Annotated in this window: 18 protein-coding genes; 9 read left to right on the top strand and 9 right to left on the bottom strand. The window is 64.6% G+C overall.

Going from position 1 to position 18820, the window contains the following annotated elements:
* Window positions 1-96 precede the first annotated feature (96 nt).
* On the top strand, window positions 97-1308 hold the full coding sequence (locus ACFDR6_RS00360) for an NnrS family protein (protein ID WP_212088263.1): 1212 nt from the start codon (window positions 97-99) through the stop codon (window positions 1306-1308).
* Between the two features lie 2 nt (window positions 1309-1310).
* Here the strand turns inward: ACFDR6_RS00360 and ACFDR6_RS00355 are convergent, their stop codons facing one another.
* On the bottom strand, window positions 1311-2342 hold the full coding sequence (locus tag ACFDR6_RS00355; protein ID WP_317241043.1) for an AraC family transcriptional regulator: 1032 nt from the start codon (window positions 2340-2342) through the stop codon (window positions 1311-1313).
* 204 nt (window positions 2343-2546) lie between these two features.
* Between ACFDR6_RS00355 and ACFDR6_RS00350 the strand changes: the two genes are divergently transcribed.
* Together ACFDR6_RS00350 and ACFDR6_RS00345 are read left to right on the top strand one after the other, a co-directional pair.
* Complete coding sequence (locus ACFDR6_RS00350) at window positions 2547-3167, top strand: response regulator transcription factor (protein WP_375857018.1); 621 nt, start codon at window positions 2547-2549, stop codon at window positions 3165-3167.
* 169 nt (window positions 3168-3336) lie between these two features.
* Window positions 3337-5013: a mucoidy inhibitor MuiA family protein gene (locus ACFDR6_RS00345; protein ID WP_375857016.1), complete on the top strand. Its 1677-nt coding sequence runs from the start codon at window positions 3337-3339 to the stop codon at window positions 5011-5013.
* Between the two features lie 110 nt (window positions 5014-5123).
* Here ACFDR6_RS00345 and ACFDR6_RS00340 read toward each other — a convergent pair whose 3' ends face one another.
* From ACFDR6_RS00340 to ACFDR6_RS00325, 4 genes are read right to left on the bottom strand one after another with little or no spacing between them, the layout of a single operon-like run.
* Window positions 5124-5927, bottom strand: a complete 804-nt coding sequence (locus tag ACFDR6_RS00340; protein ID WP_375857014.1) for a heme ABC transporter ATP-binding protein — start codon at window positions 5925-5927, stop codon at window positions 5124-5126.
* Window positions 5924-7015, bottom strand: coding sequence for a FecCD family ABC transporter permease (locus ACFDR6_RS00335; protein ID WP_375857012.1), 1092 nt, complete (start codon window positions 7013-7015; stop codon window positions 5924-5926). The genes ACFDR6_RS00340 and ACFDR6_RS00335 overlap by 4 nt, the downstream gene beginning before the upstream one ends.
* Complete coding sequence (locus ACFDR6_RS00330) at window positions 7012-7965, bottom strand: heme/hemin ABC transporter substrate-binding protein (RefSeq protein ID WP_212088274.1); 954 nt, start codon at window positions 7963-7965, stop codon at window positions 7012-7014. The genes ACFDR6_RS00335 and ACFDR6_RS00330 overlap by 4 nt, the downstream gene beginning before the upstream one ends.
* A 6-nt stretch (window positions 7966-7971) precedes the next feature.
* On the bottom strand, window positions 7972-8178 hold the full coding sequence (locus ACFDR6_RS00325) for a hemin uptake protein HemP (protein ID WP_375848405.1): 207 nt from the start codon (window positions 8176-8178) through the stop codon (window positions 7972-7974).
* A gap of 262 nt (window positions 8179-8440) precedes the next feature.
* Between ACFDR6_RS00325 and ACFDR6_RS00320 the strand changes: the two genes are divergently transcribed.
* From ACFDR6_RS00320 to ACFDR6_RS00295, 6 genes are all read left to right on the top strand, one after another.
* On the top strand, window positions 8441-10840 hold the full coding sequence (locus ACFDR6_RS00320) for a TonB-dependent hemoglobin/transferrin/lactoferrin family receptor (RefSeq protein ID WP_375857010.1): 2400 nt from the start codon (window positions 8441-8443) through the stop codon (window positions 10838-10840).
* A gap of 135 nt (window positions 10841-10975) precedes the next feature.
* Complete coding sequence (gene hmuQ / locus ACFDR6_RS00315; protein WP_008546138.1) at window positions 10976-11311, top strand: heme-degrading protein HmuQ; 336 nt, start codon at window positions 10976-10978, stop codon at window positions 11309-11311.
* Window positions 11312-11341: 30 nt separating this feature from the next.
* On the top strand, window positions 11342-11857 hold the full coding sequence (hutX, locus tag ACFDR6_RS00310) for a heme utilization cystosolic carrier protein HutX (protein WP_375857008.1): 516 nt from the start codon (window positions 11342-11344) through the stop codon (window positions 11855-11857).
* Window positions 11858-11883: 26 nt separating this feature from the next.
* The gene (exbB, locus tag ACFDR6_RS00305) at window positions 11884-12660 is read left to right on the top strand and encodes a tonB-system energizer ExbB (protein ID WP_212088280.1); all 777 of its coding nucleotides are present in this window, start codon (window positions 11884-11886) and stop codon (window positions 12658-12660) included.
* A gap of 4 nt (window positions 12661-12664) precedes the next feature.
* Window positions 12665-13105: a TonB system transport protein ExbD gene (exbD, locus tag ACFDR6_RS00300; protein ID WP_375857005.1), complete on the top strand. Its 441-nt coding sequence runs from the start codon at window positions 12665-12667 to the stop codon at window positions 13103-13105.
* Window positions 13105-13932 carry a TonB family protein gene (locus ACFDR6_RS00295; protein ID WP_375857003.1) on the top strand — a complete coding sequence of 276 codons (828 nt, stop codon included), beginning with the start codon at window positions 13105-13107 and terminating at the stop codon, window positions 13930-13932. The genes exbD and ACFDR6_RS00295 overlap by 1 nt, the downstream gene beginning before the upstream one ends.
* Before the next feature lie 45 nt (window positions 13933-13977).
* Here ACFDR6_RS00295 and ACFDR6_RS00290 read toward each other — a convergent pair whose 3' ends face one another.
* The 4 genes from ACFDR6_RS00290 to ACFDR6_RS00275 all read right to left on the bottom strand — a co-directional run bounded on the left by ACFDR6_RS00290 (window position 13978) and on the right by ACFDR6_RS00275 (window position 18762).
* On the bottom strand, window positions 13978-15333 hold the full coding sequence (locus tag ACFDR6_RS00290; RefSeq protein WP_375857001.1) for an esterase-like activity of phytase family protein: 1356 nt from the start codon (window positions 15331-15333) through the stop codon (window positions 13978-13980).
* A gap of 84 nt (window positions 15334-15417) precedes the next feature.
* On the bottom strand, window positions 15418-16317 hold the full coding sequence (locus ACFDR6_RS00285; protein ID WP_375848412.1) for a carbohydrate ABC transporter permease: 900 nt from the start codon (window positions 16315-16317) through the stop codon (window positions 15418-15420).
* Entirely contained in the window at window positions 16310-17266 is a 957-nt protein-coding gene (locus ACFDR6_RS00280) for a carbohydrate ABC transporter permease (protein ID WP_317241035.1), read from the bottom strand. Before ACFDR6_RS00280 ends, ACFDR6_RS00285 begins: the two co-directional genes overlap by 8 nt.
* A 155-nt stretch (window positions 17267-17421) precedes the next feature.
* Window positions 17422-18762 (bottom strand): ABC transporter substrate-binding protein, encoded by a 1341-nt coding sequence (locus ACFDR6_RS00275; protein WP_317241034.1) that lies wholly within the window; start codon window positions 18760-18762, stop codon window positions 17422-17424.
* Window positions 18763-18820 lie beyond the last annotated feature (58 nt).

Here is an 18820-nt window from a genome sequence, read left to right as displayed (position 1 = left end):
CTGCGATCGTCCGATAGTTTGCGATAGCGCAAAACGGGACCGCCGGGCGGCAGTATTTTTCCAGACAACGGTTTGAAATTTATTGGAGTTGCCCCCATGGCTGGAGCCCGATCCCGCAACTTTCAGGGCTGGCCGCTGTTTGCGAACAGTTTTCGGCCCTTTTTCCTGTTCGCCGCGATCCAGGCGGGGCTGGCGATCCTGGCCTGGCTGCCGATGTTCTATGGCGAACTGTCGGTGAGTTCCGCATTCGCGCCGCGCGACTGGCACGTCCACGAGATGCTCTATGGCTTCCTGCCGGCGGTGATCACGGGGTTCCTGTTCACGGCCATTCCGAACTGGACCGGGCGGCTGCCGATCCAGGGCACCTCGCTGGGGGCGCTCTTGACCGTCTGGCTTGCGGGGCGTGTCGCGGTGACGTTGTCGGCCGATGTCGGCTGGGCGTTTGCACTGGTCGTTGACGCCGCCTTCCTGGCGCTGGTCGTCGCCGCCGCCGCGCGCGAGATCATCGCAGGCGGCAACTGGCGCAATCTGCCCGTCGTGGTGCTGGTGTCCGTTCTGCTCGCCGGCAATGTCGCTTTTCATATCGAGGCGCATGACCAGGGCGCGGCCGATGTCAGCGTCCGCGTCGGCATCGGCGTCGTCGTGCTTCTGATCGCGCTGATCGGCGGCCGCATCATTCCGAGCTTCACCCGCAACTGGCTGGTCAAGTTCAATCCCGGTCGGCTCCCGGTGCCGTTCGGACGCTTCGACGGCGCGGTGATCGGATTGAGCGCGCTCGCGCTCATCTCGTGGGTCGCAGCACCGTTGAATGCCGTCACCGGTGTTCTGATGGCGCTGGTCGGCGGGCTGCATCTGGTGCGGCTTGCGCGCTGGGCCGGCGATCGCACTTTCCGCGAGCGGCTGCTCGTGATCCTGCATGTCGGATACGTCTTCGTGCCGTTCGGCTTCATTCTGCATGCCCTGGCTGTTTTCGGAACGCTGCCGCCAAGCGCCGGCATCCACGCCTGGATGGCGGGTGCGGCGGGAACCATGACGCTCGCCGTGATGACCCGCGCGAGTCTCGGCCATACCGGCCAGGCGTTGACGGCTTCGCCGGCGATCCAGGGAATCTATGCTGCGATCGTCGTCGGAGCTCTGGCGCGGGTCGCCGCCGTGGTGCTGCCCGCGCATAGCGATGTGCTGTTGCACGTCGCCGCCTGCGGCTGGCTCATCGCGTTCCTCGGATTTGCCGTCGCGTTCGGCCCGCTGCTTGCCGGCAGCCGGCGGCGTGCCCTCGCCACGATGGGCGTGCCCGTGCCGGCGCGCTGAACTCAGGCTGCGGTCGCCGAGTGCGCATCGGGCGGCGCTGGCCGCACGCCCTTGCGCCAGTCGGTGATGGTGCAGCCGAATCGACCGCGGAACCAGCGCGCCATGGCGCTCTGCGCGGAGAAACCAAGCTGCACCGCGATGTCGGCCAGCGGCCGGTCGGGGTCGTCGATCAGTTGGGTCACGAGACCCGCGCGTTGCGCATCCAGGATGGCCGAGAAACTGGTGCCCGAAGCGGCGAGATGGCGGTGGATGGTGCGGCGGGTGCAGGCCAGATGCTCGGCGACGCGCTCGACCGTGCAGTCGCCGCCGGCGAGCAGAGTCCGCACGACCTCGTCGACCTTCCCCTCCCAACTCGCGGGCCGTGACTCGATCGCCTCGATCCGCTTGCGCAGATAAGTCGCAATCAGCGGATGCGCGCTCGGGATCCGGCGCTCCATGTCGTGCGCCGGCAGCAGGATCGCATCGTCCTCGGCGTTGAAGGTGACGCGGCAGCCGAAGAAGTCGCGATAGCGCTTGCGATCACGCGGCGGCGGATAATGCAGGTGAACCTCCTGCGGCCGCCAGTCATGCCCGTACAGCGACTGGATGATGCGGTGGACGCTGCCGAGCGCCATGTCGATCGACTGACGCGGCGCGATCGGCTGACGGCCGCGCAGGTGCAGCGTGACGGTCACGGTCTGCTTGCCGCGCGCGACCTCCAGCCGCATGCCGTCATGATGGATATGGATGAAGCGCGAGAACGCCTCGATTGCCTCGCCGACGGTCGCCTGTTCGCGCACGATCAGGCCGACCGCACCGAAATTGGTCAGGCCGCCGCGCTCGGCGAGACGCAAGCCGAAATCCTCGGCGCCGGACGCCTCTGCCGACAATTCGAGCAGACGGCGCAGGCCGGCGACGGCAATGGGGGTGTCTGGCTTGTCGAGGCAGGCCAGCGGCAGCTTGGCCTTGCGCATCATCTGTTTGGGATCGAGTCCGACCGACCGGGCGATCTCCGGGTAATAGCTCAAGCCTGCGCTGCGAACGAGGTCGGTCATGCGAACCGTTCCTGCCAGCCATTCCCGCAGATGTCCCGAAATGTAAAGTTTTTGTCTCCATCCGTCAAATCAAGGAACCGGGCCGAACATACATAAGGGAAACCGAAGCACTGGCGTGAATGCCGTGCTCACGACGGTGCGGCTGGGCGACGGGGCCCGCTGCCGTCTCGGACTATTTGACCAAGACATTGCTGGATCGGGATTATGCCGGGAAACACGCTTTCCAAGGGTGAGGTATTCGTCATCGACACCGACGCGGCCTCCCGCGAACAACTTTCGGCTGCGCTCCAGCAGAGCGCCTATGAGGTGATCTGCTTCGCTGACGGTGCATCTCTGTTATCCGAGGCAAAGGCGCGGATGCCGGCCTGCGTGCTGATGGAGCTGCTGCCCGATCGCTCCGGCCTCGACATGCTCAGGCGCCTGCGTGAGGAAAACTGCATGGCGCCGGTGCTGGTGACCTCGGCGAACGGCAGCATCGCCATGGCGGTCGACGCCATCAAGAGCGGCGCGGCCGACTTCATCGAGAAGCCATTCCGCACCCACGACATCGTCGGCCGGATCGACGCCGCCATCGACGAATTCATGCAGCCCGGCGCGAGCCGGCAGCGCTGGCTGTCCGGCTGCGAGCCGTTGACAGCGCGCGAAGTCGACGTGCTCGAGCACCTTGCCGCCGGCCTGACCAACAAGGAGATCGCCCGCCGTATGCATCTGAGCGCGCGGACGGTCGAAGGCTACCGCGCCGGCATCCTGAAGAAGGCTGGTGCGAAGAACGTGACCGATCTGCTGCGGCGCATCTTCGGCCAGGGCTCGCCGACCCAGGCGTGAGGCCGCCGCGGGATCGTCGTACGTTCTGCGGCCTTGGTGCCGCCGCAGCGGTGCCCCACGGAAACCCCAATCGAACCAGTTCCTTCCCTGCCGCGTCCAACCATGTTGGCGAGGCATTTGATCGCGTGCGTCCGGCTGGCGGCGCGGCGATACCGGCAGGAGGGACTTTATGCGCATCACCGCAAGATGTTTGGCGACGACGAGCCTGGTTCTGGTCACCATGGCGACGGCATCGCCGTCATGGGCCGCAGAATTGGCCACCAGTTCGGCGATCGATACCGTCACCGTCTATCCCGATGGCGCCACCGTCAGCCGCATCATCACGGTCGACCTGCCGTCCGGGGACTCGACCCTCGTCGCCAAGGATTTTCCGCTCACCCTCGATACGTCCTCGATCCGGGTCGAGGGTGAAGGCGGAGCCAAGCTCGTCATCGGCACAATCGACGCGCGGGCGCCGCGCGCGGCGCCGGTCAACCTGCCCGAGCTGGAAAAACGGATCGAAGCTCTGAACGACCAGCGCGCCGACCTGCAAGGCGCGATCGACTCGGCCAACGCCCGCCGTAAGTTCGCGGAGCACTTTGCGGAAGCCGCCCCCGTGGGCATCGGCGAGAAGGGCGAGGCGCGGCCGATCGCCGAATGGCGCACGGCGTTTGCGGCGGTCGGCGAGGAAATTGCGAGCGCCGATACGGCCATCCGTGATGCGACGCGCAAATTGCGCGAGATCGATCGTCAGATCGCCCAACTCGAAGTCGAGCGCAAGGCCAAGCCGGCGAGCAAGCTCGAGGTTCGCATGGACATTGCCGCGCCGGCCGCGACCAAGGCGACGTTGCGGGTCACCTACAATGTGCGCAATGCGCGCTGGCTGCCGCTCTACGACGCCCGGCTCGATACCGGCGCCAAGGACCGCAAGCCGCAACTGGAGCTGGTCCGCCGCGCCGAGATCACGCAATCGACCGGCGAGGACTGGTCCAACGTCACGCTCGGCGTCTCCACGGTTCGCATCAGCCGCGGCGGCAGCGCGCCGGAGCTGGGCTCGCTCGTGGCGCAGTATCCGCAACCGCAGAGACCAATGGCGCTCGGCGCGGCCTCCGATATGGCGCGGCCCGCGCCTATGACTCGTCAGGCACAATCGCCCGCGATGGCCAAGGTTGCAGAGTCGGCCGAACCGCGCGAACGCGCCGAGGAGCAGCAGGCAGTCGCCGAGATCGGCGACTTCCAGGCCACCTTCAGAATTCCGGGGCGCGTCAGCCTCGGCGCTGCCGAGGGCGCCAAGAGCCTGCGCATCGCGGCAATGACCGTGCCGGCCGATCTCGCTGCGCGCGCCGCGCCGGTGTTGGACCCGACCGCTTTCCTCGAAGCCAGCTTCAAGCAGACGGATGACACGACCTTGCTGCCCGGCAAAGTCGCGATCTACCGCGACGGCGTCTTTGTCGGACGCGGCAAGATCTCGGCCTCTGCCAAGGACGACATCGTGCGGCTCGGCTTCGGCGCCGACGACAAGATCAAAATCGAGCGCGCCGTGCTCAAGCGCAACGAAGGCTCGGCCGGCCTGCTGGTCACGACGTCCAAGACCGACGAGCGTTCGTTCAAGACCACCATCCGCAACGGGCATGATTTCCCGATCAAGGTCGCGATCGAGGACCAGTTGCCGGTCAGCGAGAGCGAGGACATCGTCGTCGAGATGCTGCCCGCGACCACACCCCCCACGGCCAAGGATATCCGTGACAAGCGAGGAGTGCTGGAATGGTCGTTCGACGCCAAGCCCGGCGAGGTCCGCGACATCAACTTCGCCTGGCGCGTCCGCTGGCCGAAGGACAAGGGCATGGTGATCGTGCCGGCGGGGTAGGTTGCTCGCCACAAATGAGTGCGCTCCCACTCTTGCTCGCGTCTCGAAGGACGAGGCGTGCACTCGGCTGTTACCGAGAGCCATAGCCCTGCGCATACGGGGAGCACGTTTCACCGCGGCGGTACGGCCGCCCGCATCGACTGAGGCAGCACGTACGGCACGCCGTCGCCGTCCCGGTGCACCACGGCGTCGATTTCGAAGATGTCGCGGATGATCTCGCGCGTGACGACATCCACGCGCGAGCCGTCGGCGGCGAGCTTGCCGCCGGCCAGCACGACGAGCCGGTCGGCGAAGCGGATTGCGAGATTGAGGTCGTGCAGGATCGCGATTACCGCCGTGCCGCCGGCGGCGCGCCGGCGCGCCGCTTCGACGAGGTCGATCTGGTGACGCAGATCGAGGCTCGAGGTCGGCTCGTCCAGCAACAGAAGTCCGGGGCCATGCTCGGCTTCGCCGCAGGCGAGCTGCACCAGGACGCGGGCGAAATGGGTGCGCTGCTGCTCGCCGCCTGACAGCGTCGGCAACTGCCGTTCGCGGAAATGCGATAAGCCAACCTCGTCCAGGGCCGCATCGACGAGCAAGCCTGCTTCACGCGCGCTGCGCTCGCCCGCGCCCATCAGCACGATTTCCTCGACCGTGAAGGGAAAGGTGACGTTGATGTGCTGGGACAGCATCGCGCGGCGCGCGGCGAGCTCGCGCGGCGTGAAGCTGCCGATGTCGCGCTGCTTCAGCCGGACCTCGCCTGCATTCGGCCGGAGATCGCCGGAGAGCAGCCGCAGCAGCGTCGATTTGCCGGCGCCGTTCGGGCCGATGATGGCGACCATCTCGCCGGCCGCAACCGTCAGGCCGACGCCATCGAGCAGCGTCGCGCGGCCGGCGCGCTTGCTGAGGGATCGCGCCTCGATCACGGCACTCATAGCGAGGCGAGGCCGCGCTGCCGCAGCAGGATGGCGAGGAAGACCGGTGCGCCGACCGCCGCGGTCAGGATGCCGATCGGCATCTCCGCCGGCGCCACGATCGTGCGCGCCAGCGTGTCGGCGCCAACCATCAGGATCGCGCCGAGGAGGATCGAAGCCGGCAATAGCAGCCGGTGTGTCGGTCCAATGACGAGGCGGAGCAGATGCGGCACGACGATGCCGACGAAGCCGATGACGCCGCTGATCGACACCGCGACGCCGGTCATGGCGGAGACCATGACGATCGAGATCCGCTTGAGACGCTCGACATCGACCCCACCGTGAAAGGCATCGGCCTCGCCGAGCACCAGGAGATCGAGACCGCGTGCGACGAAGGCACAGGCGGCAAGTCCGATGATGAGGATCGGCGCGAGCACGGCGGCCTTGGTCCAGGTCGCGCCGCTCATCGAGCCCAGCAGCCAGAACGTGATGTCGCGGAGCTGGCGGTCATCGGCGACGAACACCAGCAGCCCGATGCCGGCATTGGCGATGGCGGTGATGGCGACGCCGGCAAGCAGGAAGATCGCGATCGAGGTGCGGCCCGATCGGCTCGATATGCCGTAGAGGATGACGGTCGTGGCCAGGGATCCGGCGAATGCCGCGAGCGGCAGCAGCTCGGTCTGGAGAAAGCGAAGCGTCTCGCCGAAGCGCGAATCGGTGAAGACGATCGCGCTTGCGGCTGCGAGCGCGCCGCCGCTGGAGACGCCGACCAGCGCGGGATCGGCCAGCGGGTTGCGAAACAGTCCCTGCATGATCGCACCGGCCGCAGCGAGCAGGCCGCCGACCATTGCTGCCGCCGCGATCCGGGGAATGCGGATCGACCACAGCACGAGCTGGTCGCGGCTCGTCATGGCCGTGCTCTCGCCTGATAGCCCGAGTGCGGCAGGCAGGCGGGAGAGGGGGATGCCGGCGGCGCCGAGGGTCAGCGCGACGACCGCGGTGACCGCGAGCACGGCGATCAGGAGCGGAATTGCGAACGATGCGGACCGTCGTCTTGCGCTGGCGCGTCGTTCCGGGCTGCGCGCTTCGGTGCCGATCGCCACGCTCATTGCCGGCAATTCGCCGCCGAAAGCGCCGACGTGAACGCATCGCCCGGTCCGGCCAAGGCCGGATAGAGTCTTACGGACAGATCGCGCGCCGCCGCCGCCGTCCGGGGGCCGAAGCCGAGCAGATAGAGCCCATCCATCGTGATGAAGCTCTTGTTGGCCGCGACCGGTGTCAGCGCAAAGCCGGGATGGGCATAGATCGCGTCGGCCTGCAGCGAGTCCTTGCCGCGTTCGATCGACAGCGCGAATTCGGGTCTTGCCGCCGCGATCGCCTCGTCGCCAATGATCTTGTAGCCGTCGAAATCGTCGACGGCGTTGGCGGCGCCGGCGAGCTGGATGATTTCGTCGGCCGCTGTCTTCCGGCCGGCCACCATGGCCCGCCCGTTCTGGAGCGACATCACGAACATCACGCGCACCGGCCTGGTCACCTTGGCGCGCAGCCTTCGGAGTTGCGCGAGATCGGCGCCGACCGCGGCGCTCAGGCACTCGGCGCGTGCGTCGACGCCCATGGCATGGCCGACGAGCTTTATTTTCTCGATCAAGCCGTCCTCGGTGAAGGTCTCGGGCACCAGCACCAACGGCACTTTCGCGGTTTCCAGGATCTCCATGGTCTCGCGCGGACCCGAGCCCTGGATCGCCAGGATCAGGGTGGGATTGAGACCCAGCACGCCTTCGGCAGAGATCTGGCGCATGTAGCCGACATTGGGTTTGTCGTGCAGCGCCGCTGGCGGATAAAGGCTCGTTGTGTCGACGCCGACCAACCGGTTCTCGAGCCCGAGGGCATAGAGGATCTCGGTGATGGCGCCGCCGATCGAGACCGTGCGTGCGAAATCGGTCACGGCGACGTCGCGATTGCGCGCGTCATGCACTGTGATGCCGGCGGCGTGCGCGGGAGACCCGAGCGCGATTCCGCTGGAAAGCAGGAGGTTGGCGATGGTGCGACAAAGTGTCATTACGGATTATTTCGTCAGGATCAGCTTGTTCTGCGAGGTCAGGCGAAGCCGGTAACTGTCCTCACCATGCGCGATGATGATCTCGCGCTCGGCCGCAAACAGCTCGCGGCTGTCGATCCGGGTCCCCCGCATGGTGAGGGTTCTCGTTGTCGCAGAAGGGCTTCCTGCCGACTCTGCCGCGCCGCCGTTGCCGTCTCCGGACATTGCTGACATGTGAGGTGTGATGCGCTTTCTAAATCCTGGAGTGCTGCTTGTTTGTATAAGCGGCACGAAGCGCATTCCAACGGCTGCAATTTACAATCGATATAAACTGTAACCTGATGTCATTGACCGTCAGAGTGTTGCCACGTAACCAATTATGGCGGCGGGGAACTTGTCCCGAGACTTGAGAAATTAGCCAGCCAGCCGTTCGCGTTGCGAACGCACGCCAGCCAAAGACGCCAAATTTAGAAGTGAAGTGCAGGCTGGGGCTGATATGGCTGACGGGGCTAGGTATTCGCGCGTCCTGATTTTGGGCGCGTCGGTGGTGACAATCGCGGCGATGACGGCGGAGCGCGGTGTTGCGCAGACCGTCGAGCCGCAGACTGAAAGCGCGTCCTCGGAGCGGCCGAAGCAGGCGAAGCGCAAGCAGGCCAAGCCGCAGCTTGTTGCCCAGCAGGCAACGCCTGAGGCGATGAACGCCAGAGCGCAGGCCGGGGGCGTAGCGCCCGTGCAAACGCTCGATGCGATTACTGTCGCGGCAACGAAGACCGAGGAGCGCGCCGTGGATGCGTTGGCACCGGTCAGCGTCGTGACCTCGGCGCAGATCGAGGGGCGCCAGGCCAGCACGGTCGGCGATCTCATCTATAATGTGCCGGGCGTGTGGGTTCAGAATCGCGGAGATGAACCATCGACTTCGATCAATATCCGCGGCCTGCAGGATTTCGGCCGCGTCGCGGTCATCGTCGATGGCGCGCGGCAGAATTACCAGCGCACGGGCCACTTCGCCAACAGGTCCTTCTTCCTCAACCCCGAACTGATCAGCGGCATCGACATCGTACGAGGTCCGACCGCCAATATCTACGGCTCGGGCGCGATCGGCGGCGTGGCATCGTTCCGGACCAAGGACATCGAGGACGTCGTCCGCGTGGGCGAGCGCTGGGGTGTTGACGTCAAGACTATCCTTGGCAGCAATTATGGCCGCGCGCTCGGCTCGGCCTTCGGCGGCGTTCACGTCAACCCGAATGTCGACGTGTTCGCGGGCGGCACCTACTCCACGCAGGAGAATTACAAGGACGGCACCGGTTTCGAGGTCGCCAACACCGGCAATCGGCTCAGCAGCGGCATCGCGAAGCTGACGGTACGGCCGGCAGACGGCCACGAGGTCAAGCTCGGCGCCATCTTCCAGGAAGACATCTACAGCCTGGGCCAGCCGCCGCGGCGCGCCGGCGATCCCAATTCGACCAATGCGAACGGCACCAACAATCTGAACGGAACGTCGATCTACGCATCCAATGTGAAGAACTACACCACGACGCTCGGCTGGAAATACTCGCAGCCGGACGATCAATGGTTCGACTGGGATGCGAAGATCTACTGGAATCGTACCGAGAACGATCAGATCAAGACGAGACACACCAGCGCCACCCCGTCCGTCTATTGCGGCGGCGTGCCCGGAAATCCCGTGTCCGGTTGCATCGGCAGCAACCGCGGATATCTGCTCGATACGATCGGTATCGACGTGCACAACACGACGCGGTTCGACACCGGAAGCTGGCGCCACGCGGTGACGTATGGCCTGGACGCTTTCCAGGACAAGGTCTCCACGCGGGACAGGACAGGCACCGCCGAAGTCACCACGCCTGGCGGCCAGCGCACTGTCTCCGGCGGCTTCGTGCAGTGGAAGGCAAATTACACCTCGATGCTCGAGGTGATCGGCGCCTTGCGCTACGACAATTATCAGCTTTCCTCTGCAACCTCGTCGTCGGGCGGCGATCGCCTGTCGCCAAAGATCACGGTCGCCCTGGTTCCGACCGCGGTCGTGACCCCTTATGCCAGCTACGCCGAAGGCTATCGTGCGCCCTCGATCACGGAAACGCTGGTCAGCGGACCGCATTCCGGCGCGACGGTCAACGATTCGTTCTTCCGCTGTCCGTCGGGCACGCCGGGGCCGGGCGCGGATTCGACCTTCTGCTTCGTGCCGAATCCAAACCTGCGAGCTGAGGTCGGCAAGAACAAGGAAATCGGCTTCAACATCAAGAAGAACGATCTCTTCACGTCGGGCGACACGCTGCGCGGCAAGATCAACGTCTTCCGCAACGACGTCAGCGACTTCATCGATCAGGTCGCCTACGGAAATCCGCTCGTGGTGCCGACCGGGCCGCCGCCGGCGCCCAGCATCACGGTGTTGCCGTTTCTGCAATATCAGAACATCGCCTCGGCGCGCATCCAGGGTGTGGAGGCCGAGGCGATGTACGACGCCAACCTCTGGTTCTTCGGCCTGTCGGGCACCTACCAGACTGGCAAGAACCTGCAGACCGGGTTTGGCCTCTACAGCATCCCGCCGCAGAAGGTCACCACGACTGCGGGCGTCCGCCTGCTCGACCGAACCCTGGTTCTGTCGGTGATGTGGACGTCGGTACTTGCGAACTACGACATTCCCCGGACCTACACACCGGCTACCTCGTACGAGCTCGTGAATTTCTATGCGCAGTATCAGCCAACGCCCGATCTCACGCTCAACTTCTCGGTCGAAAATCTTCTCAATCAGTACTATCGGCCCTACGCCATTCCGGTCGGCAGCACGGGTGATACGCAAAACGACGTGAAGTGGGCGAGCGCCGGTGCCGGGCTCGTGATCAAGGGAGGCCTCAAGTACCACTTTGGCGGTACCTAAACAGGGGACCCGATGTCCTCTGCGGGAATGCCCCGCTGATCTCCAGAACCACGCTGATGTCTCAGCGTGGCTTCTGTACGTTCCAGAATATCCGACCGGCAATCGCCGATTTACAAGACACAGGAGAAAAATCGAATGTTCATCGCAATGAATCGCTTTCAGGTGAAGCTCGGCTCGGAAGCCGCCTTCGAGACCGTCTGGCGCACCCGGGAGTCATATCTCGGCAGCATGGCCGGCTTCGTTGAATTCCATTTGCTCAAGGGGCCGGTGCTCGAGGATCACACGCTGTACTCCTCGCACACAGTGTGGGTCGACAAGGCAGCTTTCGAGGCTTGGACGCGCTCGGAGGAATTCCGCCGCGCACATGCCCGCGCCGACAACAAGACCGGCGAAAGCCTCTATCTCGGCCATCCCAAGTTCGAGGGCTTCGAGGTCATCCTGACCGAGCGCAAGACGAACGCGGCCGCTTAGATCGCGGCTGATCACGATAGGGAGCCGGACATGCTGAGCACCGATCTCGGCGATCTCAAGGCGCATATGGCCGACAATCCCGGTGCGGTGATCGAGGACGTTGCGCGCGAGCGCAACGTCAGCCCGCGCGCGGTGATCGAGGCGCTGCCGTCCTCCATGGTGCGCATCGGCAGCGGCGAGCATTTCGCCACCGCCATGCGGGACATCGCCGAATGGGGCGAGGTCACGCTGATCGTGCATACGGACGATGCGATATTCGAGTTCACTGGCAGCATTCCCGCGGGCGAGATCGGCCGCGGCTATTTCAACCTGATGCAGCCGAAAGGACTGCACGGACATCTTCGCCACGAGCGCTGTGCGGCCGTTGCCTTCGTCGAGCGGCCGTTCATGGGGAAGACTTCGGCCTTCGTCGCCTTCGTGAACGCCGACGGCGGCATCATGTTCAAGGTTTTCGTCGGCCGCGACGAAACGCGGGCGCTGCGTGCGGATCAACTGGCGCGGTTTCGGCAACTCGCGGACCGTCTTGCGGCAAAGCCGGCCACTTAGCTTTCTCTATCTGTCGGGAGATCAGGATGCAGGGCAATCTTTGGCTTCGGCATGTGGTCATGACAATCGCACTGGCGCTCGCGCCGGCGCCGGCCTTCGCGATCGACGAGGCGCTGTTGCCGCGCAATCTGTCGCCCTGGGGCATGTTCCTCGGTGCCGACATCGTCGTGAAGACTGTGATGGTGGGATTGGCCGTCGCCTCGCTGATGACATGGACGGTGTGGCTGGCCAAGAGCATCGAGCTGCGCCGCAAGGGCGCGCTTGCCTTGCGCCGGACGCGCGCGCTCGAGGGCAATATCAAGCTGACAGAGGCGGCCGAACGGGCCGGCGATGCGCATGATGCGGTCGCCCAGCTCATCCAGTCCTGCGCGAAGGAGGCGGAGCTGTCCGGCGGCGTGCTCGACGATGGTCTTCAGGAGCGCGTTGCGCTGCGGCTGGAGCGGGTGGAGGCTGCGATGTCACGGCAGATCGCGCGCGGCACCGGCGTGCTCGCCACCATCGGCGCCACCGCGCCCTTCGTCGGCCTGTTCGGCACGGTCTGGGGCATCATGAACGCCTTCATCGGCATCTCCGAGAGCCACACCACCAGCCTCGCGGTGGTCGCGCCTGGCATCGCCGAAGCGCTGCTCGCCACCGCGCTTGGTCTCGTCGCCGCAATCCCCGCGGTCGTGATCTACAATCACCTCGTCCGAGGCATCGCCAATTATCGCGCGCTGCTCGGCGACGCCTCGGCGCAGCTCATGCTGCTGGTCAGCCGGCAGCGCGACCACCGGGAATTCCGTCTGGCGCGGGCGGCGGAGTAGGGCCATGGCAGCAAAGCTCGGCGCATCGAGGCTCGGCTCGCGCGGCGACGCGAGCGATCTCGACGTCACCCACGAGATCAACGTCACGCCGTTCATCGACGTGATGCTGGTGCTGCTGATCATCTTCATGGTGGCAGCCCCACTCGCAACCGTCGATATCGGCGTTGAGCTGCCCGCCACCGCCGCCGAGCCGGCGCCGCGGCCGGACAAGCCGACCTTCGTGACGGTGAAGCCGGATCTCACCGTGGCCGTCGGTGAGGAGACAATGGCACGCGAAGGCCTCGTCACGGCGCTCGATGCGGCCACCAAGGGCCGCAAGGATGAACGCATCTATCTGCGCGCCGACAAGGCCGTCTCCTATGGAGACCTGATGGAGGTGATGAACGCCCTGCGCAACGCCGGCTATCTCAAGGTCGCGCTGGTCGGCCTCGACGGACGCAACTGATGACCGCGAACGCCTTCGCCCTGCATGAGCCGCTCGGCGAGCGTGAGGGCGCGCGCTGGGGCGCTTCGGCGGCGGCGATCGTGGCGTTGCACATCGCGGCCGCAATGCTCGCGATGAACTGGCTGAAACACGTGCCGGACGAGGGCGTCAACATGCCGGCCGTCCTCGTCGATATGACGCCGGAGACGTCGGCACCGCAGGCAACACCGCTCGATATCGCGCCCGGACCGGTGATGCAGCAGGCGGACGCCTCGCCGCCGGAGCCGGTGCAACAGCAGGCCGTCGAAGACATGATTCCGCCGACGCCGCCGCAGGAAAAGCCGGATGTGGTTGCGCCGCCGGAGCAGAAGCTCGAGCCAGCTCCGCCGAAGCCCGAGCCCGCGAAAGTCGTGCCCGTCGAGAAGCCGGCGCCGGCCAAGCCCAAGGTGGTGCGCCCCGATGCCCGGAAGCCGTCGGAGGCGCCCCCAGCGCCCCGCACCAGCGCACCGCCGCGTGCGGAGCGCGAAGCTCCGCTTGCCTCGGCGGTGAGTGCTGGTGCCGTCGCATCCGCGATGGCGACCTATTACCAGCGCGTCCGCGCGCATCTGATGCGCTTTCATCAGTATCCGGCCGGTGCGAATGGTCAGAAAGGTGTCGTCAGGCTGAGCTTCACGCTCGGCCGCGGCGGCCAGGTCCTGTCCAGCCGAGTTAGCGGATCGTCGGGTGTTGCGGCGCTTGACGCCCAGGCCGCAGCGATGATGCGTCAGGCCCAACCATTTCCGGCAATGCCGCCCGAGATCACATATTCAACGGTTCCTATCAACATCCCGGTGATCTTCGGGAGATGAAGGAGCTCCTCCCCCGCGCCAAGCGGGAGAGGAGCTGACACAGGCTCACTTCGCCTTCAGGAAATCCGCGACTTCGAGCAGCATGAACTCGTCGTCGTCGGCCTTGTTGGGATCGCGGCTGGAGGAGAACGGCAGATTGTTGTCGTTGCCGACGATGATGTGGACATCGTCGACGCGATCGACGTTCTCGATGGTAAAGAACGGGAAGGTGTAGACGCCGTCGTTGAGCGGCTTCTTCGCCTTCTTGTCGGGATCCCTGATCTTCATCAGGTCGATATAGCCGATCTTGCGCACGGGCTTGCCGACATTGGCGTCGGTCAGCTCGATCTTGTAGATGCGCTTGAACTTGGCAAGGTCAGGAAAGCAGTTCTCGCCGCGCTGGCCTTGCGGACAGGCCTTGTCGGCGGTGCCTTCGCCATTGTCGCGCTCGATGATCAGGCCGGAGGCCTGATCGATCATGTTGAAATCGCCGATGGCGTTGCCGTTCTGCTCGAACACATACTGCCAGTGGCGGCCGGTGAATTTTTCCGCGGCGACGTCGAATTCGAGGATGCGGGCGGCTTCCTTGCCGTCGACCTTCTCCCAGTCCTTCTTGTCGGCGTCCCACAGCGGTCCTTCGAGCAGGCCGTAGAGGAATTTTCCGTCCTTGGACGACGCAAAGCCCTCATAGCCCTTGGAGCGGCGGAGGTTGACGTTGGTGTAGGTCGCGCCCGGCGCGGCCGGCGTCCCCACCGCCCAATTGTCCGGCGAGCGCACCGGCTTGCCGTCCGCGACCGTATCGAACACGCCGAGGATCTTGCCTGTCTTGTCGGCCTTCAGGATGTAGGGGCCGAACTCGTCGCCGATCCAGAAGGTGTCGCCGATGATCTGGAAGCCTTCGGTGTCGAAATCGGAGCCGGTGAGGTAACGCTTCTGCGTGTCTTCATGCACGATGCGGAAGGGCACCTTCTTGTCGGGATCGTGCAGGAAGATGGTCTCCAGCCGCTCGATCTTGCCCCCGGCCCAGTCCATCTTGTAGCGGTTGAGATACAGCATCGAATCCGGCGAGTTGGCGCGCGCGCCCATGCCGTTGTCGGTGATGACCCAGAAGCTGCCGTCGGGCATGGTCTTGATACCGGAATGGCCCTGCAGCGGCTGTCCCTTGAACGGCAGCGACACGCCGGTCGGACGTTCATAGGACTTGCCCATCACCGTGCCGAGCGCGTCGACGCGCTTGCCGGTGGTGTATTTGCCCGAAATCTTGAGATCGGCGGGGGCATCTGCGGGAGCGTCGATGAAGGTGGCGGCCGGCATCACTGCGTGGCCGGCAAGCTTGGCCGGGAATTCGCCTTCGCTCTGCGCGAGCGCGGGGCTCGCGGTGAAAATGATCGTTGCGACGGTGGCAAGAAAAGTCGCGCGCATGTGCGTCTCCTGTTGGCGGAGCACGTCTTATGCGGATCGCGTGTTGCAGTTTTGTGAAGCCGGGCCAAACGCCGCGGTGGCCGGCTACTCCTTCACCGCGCCCGTCAGCGAGGACACGTAGTAATCGACGAACAGCGAGTAGAAGATCGCAACCGGCAGCGATCCCAGCAGCGATCCCGCCATCAGCGCGCCCCACTGGTAGACGTCGCCGGTGACGAGCTCGGTCAGGATCGCGACCGGCACGGTCTTGTTGGCGCCGCTCTGGATGAAGGCGAGCGCATAGATGAACTCGTTCCAGGACAGCGTGAAGGAGAAGATGCCGGCCGAGATCAGCCCGGGCACGGCCAGCGGCAGCGTGATCCGCCGCAGGATCTGCAGGCGCGTTGCGCCGTCGACCAGCGCGCATTCCTCGAGCTCGTAGGGGATCGACTTGAAATAGCCGATCAGGAGCCAGGTGCAGAACGGCACCAGGAAGGTCGGATAGACCAGGATCAGGGCCAGAGGTGAGTCGAAGAGACCGAACTGCACGATCACGGTGGCCAGCGGAATGAACAGGATCGATGGCGGCACGAGATAGGCGAGATAGATGCCGAGGCCGACATAGGGGCTCCCTCGGAAGCGCAGGCGTTCGATCGCATAGGCGGCGAGCGTCGACGCGATCAAGGACAGCGTGGTCGAGCCGATCGCCACCGTCATCGTCGTCCACAGCCAGCGCGGATAGGCGGTGTCGAACAGCAGATGCTTGATGTGCGCCAGCGTCGGCGACGTGATCCAGAACGGGTTGTGCGCCTTGTAGTTCAGCAGCTCCGCATTCGGCTTGAACGAGGTGATCGCCATCCAGTAGAACGGAAACAGCAGGATCAGCACGAAGCAGCCGAGCGGCAAATAGATCATCATCAGCCGCCGCAGCCCGGAATCCCAGGCCATGGTGTCGGGTACGGCCTTGGCGTCGGCGACAGCCGCTCGGGCGACGGTATCAGTCATTGCTCTCTCCCTGCTGCCATTTGCGGCGCGCTAGGCCGAAGTAAGAGAACAGCGTCGCGAACACCAGGAACGGGATCATCGACACCGCGATCGCGGCACCTTCGCCCAGCTCACCGCCGGCAATACCGCGCTGAAACGCCAGCGTCGCCAGCAGATGGGTCGAGTTGACCGGCCCGCCGCGGGTGATGGCGTAGACCAGCTGGAAGTCGGTGAAGGTGAAGATGATCGAGAAGGTCATGACGATGGCGAGGATCGGCATCATCATCGGGAAGGTGATGTAGCGGAAGCGCTGCCAGGCGCTGGCCCCGTCCAGCATCGCGGCCTCGTAGAGCGAGGGCGAGATGGTCTGCAGGCCCGCCAGCAGCGAGATCGCGACGAAGGGGATGCCGCGCCAGATGTTGGCGACGATCAGCGAGAAGCGTGCCGGCCATGGCGAGCCGAGGAAGTCGATATTGCTCGAACGCCAACCCAGCACGTCGACGAGAAGATAGGAGATGATCGAGAACTGCGGATCGTAGATCCACCAGAACGCCAGCGCCGAGAGCACGGTCGGCACGATCCAGGGCAGCAGGATGATCGCACGCAGGATGCTCTTGAACGGAAAATGGTTGTTGAGTAGCAACGCGAGCCAGAAGCCGAGCGCGAACTTCCCGAAGGTCGCTATCCCCGTATAGACCACGCTGTAGAACACCGCGTTCCACCACAAGGGATCGGTGAGCAGATACTGGAAATTCTCGAGGCCGACGAAGATACCGCGCCGCCCGATCGTGGTGTCGGTGAAGGCGAGCCAGATGCCGAGGCCGAGCGGATAGGTGAGGAACACCGAGAGCAAGCCGATCGCGGGCGCCAGGCACATCACGATCAGGAACGGCTTGTAGTCGAACAGCCGCACCAGCCAGGACGGCTGCCGGTGCGCGAGGCCGGTGGAGGAGAGGGTGGTCACGGACATCAGTTTGTTGCCCTGTTCTAGGAAGTCACTCCACCGTCATTGCGAGGAGCCCGTGACAAAATTGCGAAGCAATTTTGCACTGGTGCGACGAAGCAATCCAGACTGTATCCGCGGAGGGCTTCTGGATTGCTTCGCTTCGCTCGCAATGACGGCCCTTACCGCTGCCGCCGGAAGTACCGTTTGCAGCGCTGCTCCGCTTCCGCGGCGGCGGCCTCCGGCGTCGCCGCCCCGGTCGCGACCGAGGCGAACATCTGCACCGTCACATAATCCGCACGAACAGCGCCGGTAGCAGTCGAGATCGGGCCCTTGTAGCCGGCGTAGTACTTGCTGTTCATGGTATTCTTGAAGATCGCGACCTTGGGATCGCTCTTCCACACTGCCGCATCGGCGTAAGCCGCGAGCGATTGCGACCAGTAGCCGCTGTTGGCGTTGAGCCACGGCTCGTACTGTTCCTTTTCCAGCATGAATTGCAAGAAGGCCTTTGCGGCATTTGGGTACTGGCTGTGCTTGAACACCATGGCATTCAGCGTCAGTCCCGACATTGGCGAGGCTTGTGCGTGGAACTTCGGCAACAATTGATGTTCTGAATCTTCGGCAATCGGAGCCGTGGCCGGATCGTTCTTCAGCGAAAAATAGAGCGAGACGCCGTTTGCGGTCAGTGCGATCTCTTGCGATGAATAGGCGCGATTGTTGCTGACGTCGTTCCAGGACGGTGTGCCGGCGATGAAGGTTGGATAGAGCTCCTTCACGTATTTCAGCGCCGCGACAGTTTCCTTGCTGTTGATGGTGACATTGCCTTCCTCGTCCAGCAGCGCGGCGTTGTGCGACCACATCATCCAGTCCGCGAAGCCGTTCCCGTCGCCCACCGCATTGCCGAGCGCAAAGCCGGCCGGTTTTCCCGCCTGCTGCAGCTTCTTGCACAGATCGAGAAAGCCGGCAGGATCTTCCGGGACCTTGTCGAACCCAACGGATTTGAGGACCGACTTGCGATAGATCAGAGGCCCGGCCGTAGCCCCGAACGGGATTCCGATCCAGGTGTCGCTCTTGGCCTTCTTGCCGTAGGCCATCGCAAGATTTTGCCAGCCGCCATACTTCTTGCCGAGATAGTCGGCGACGTCGGTCAGGTCGATCAGCTTGTCGACGTAGATGTGGGGAGCGTCGGAGAAGCCGATGATGATGTCGGGGCCGGCGCCGGAGTTCGAGGTGACCGCGGTCTGCTGGTTGATGTCCTCCCAGCCGACGAAGTCGACCTTGACCTCGACCCCGGTCTCCTTGGTGAACTTTGCCGCATTTGCGCGGAACACATCCTCGTCGGCCTGGACGAAACGCACCGGGCGCAGCATCCGCAAGGATGCACCCTTCTCGATCTCGCGCTTGGGCGCCGCCACGTCCGCGGCCTTGATATTGGATGTTTGCGCTGCAGCACCGGTGGCCGCGAGCGTTGCAGCGGACAGGCCCAGCGCCAAGGCATCACGACGTGTGATGTCGTTCCTCATCAGTACCTCCCTATGATGTCTCCCTTCCCGGCGTTGATCACCGGTGAAGGGTCGTTTC

This window comes from Bradyrhizobium tunisiense (genome assembly GCF_042263385.1).
GTDB lineage: Bacteria > Pseudomonadota > Alphaproteobacteria > Rhizobiales > Xanthobacteraceae > Bradyrhizobium > Bradyrhizobium tunisiense.
The sequence above is the reverse complement of the archived record's forward strand: the minus strand, read 5'-3'. Positions and strand labels throughout refer to the sequence as shown.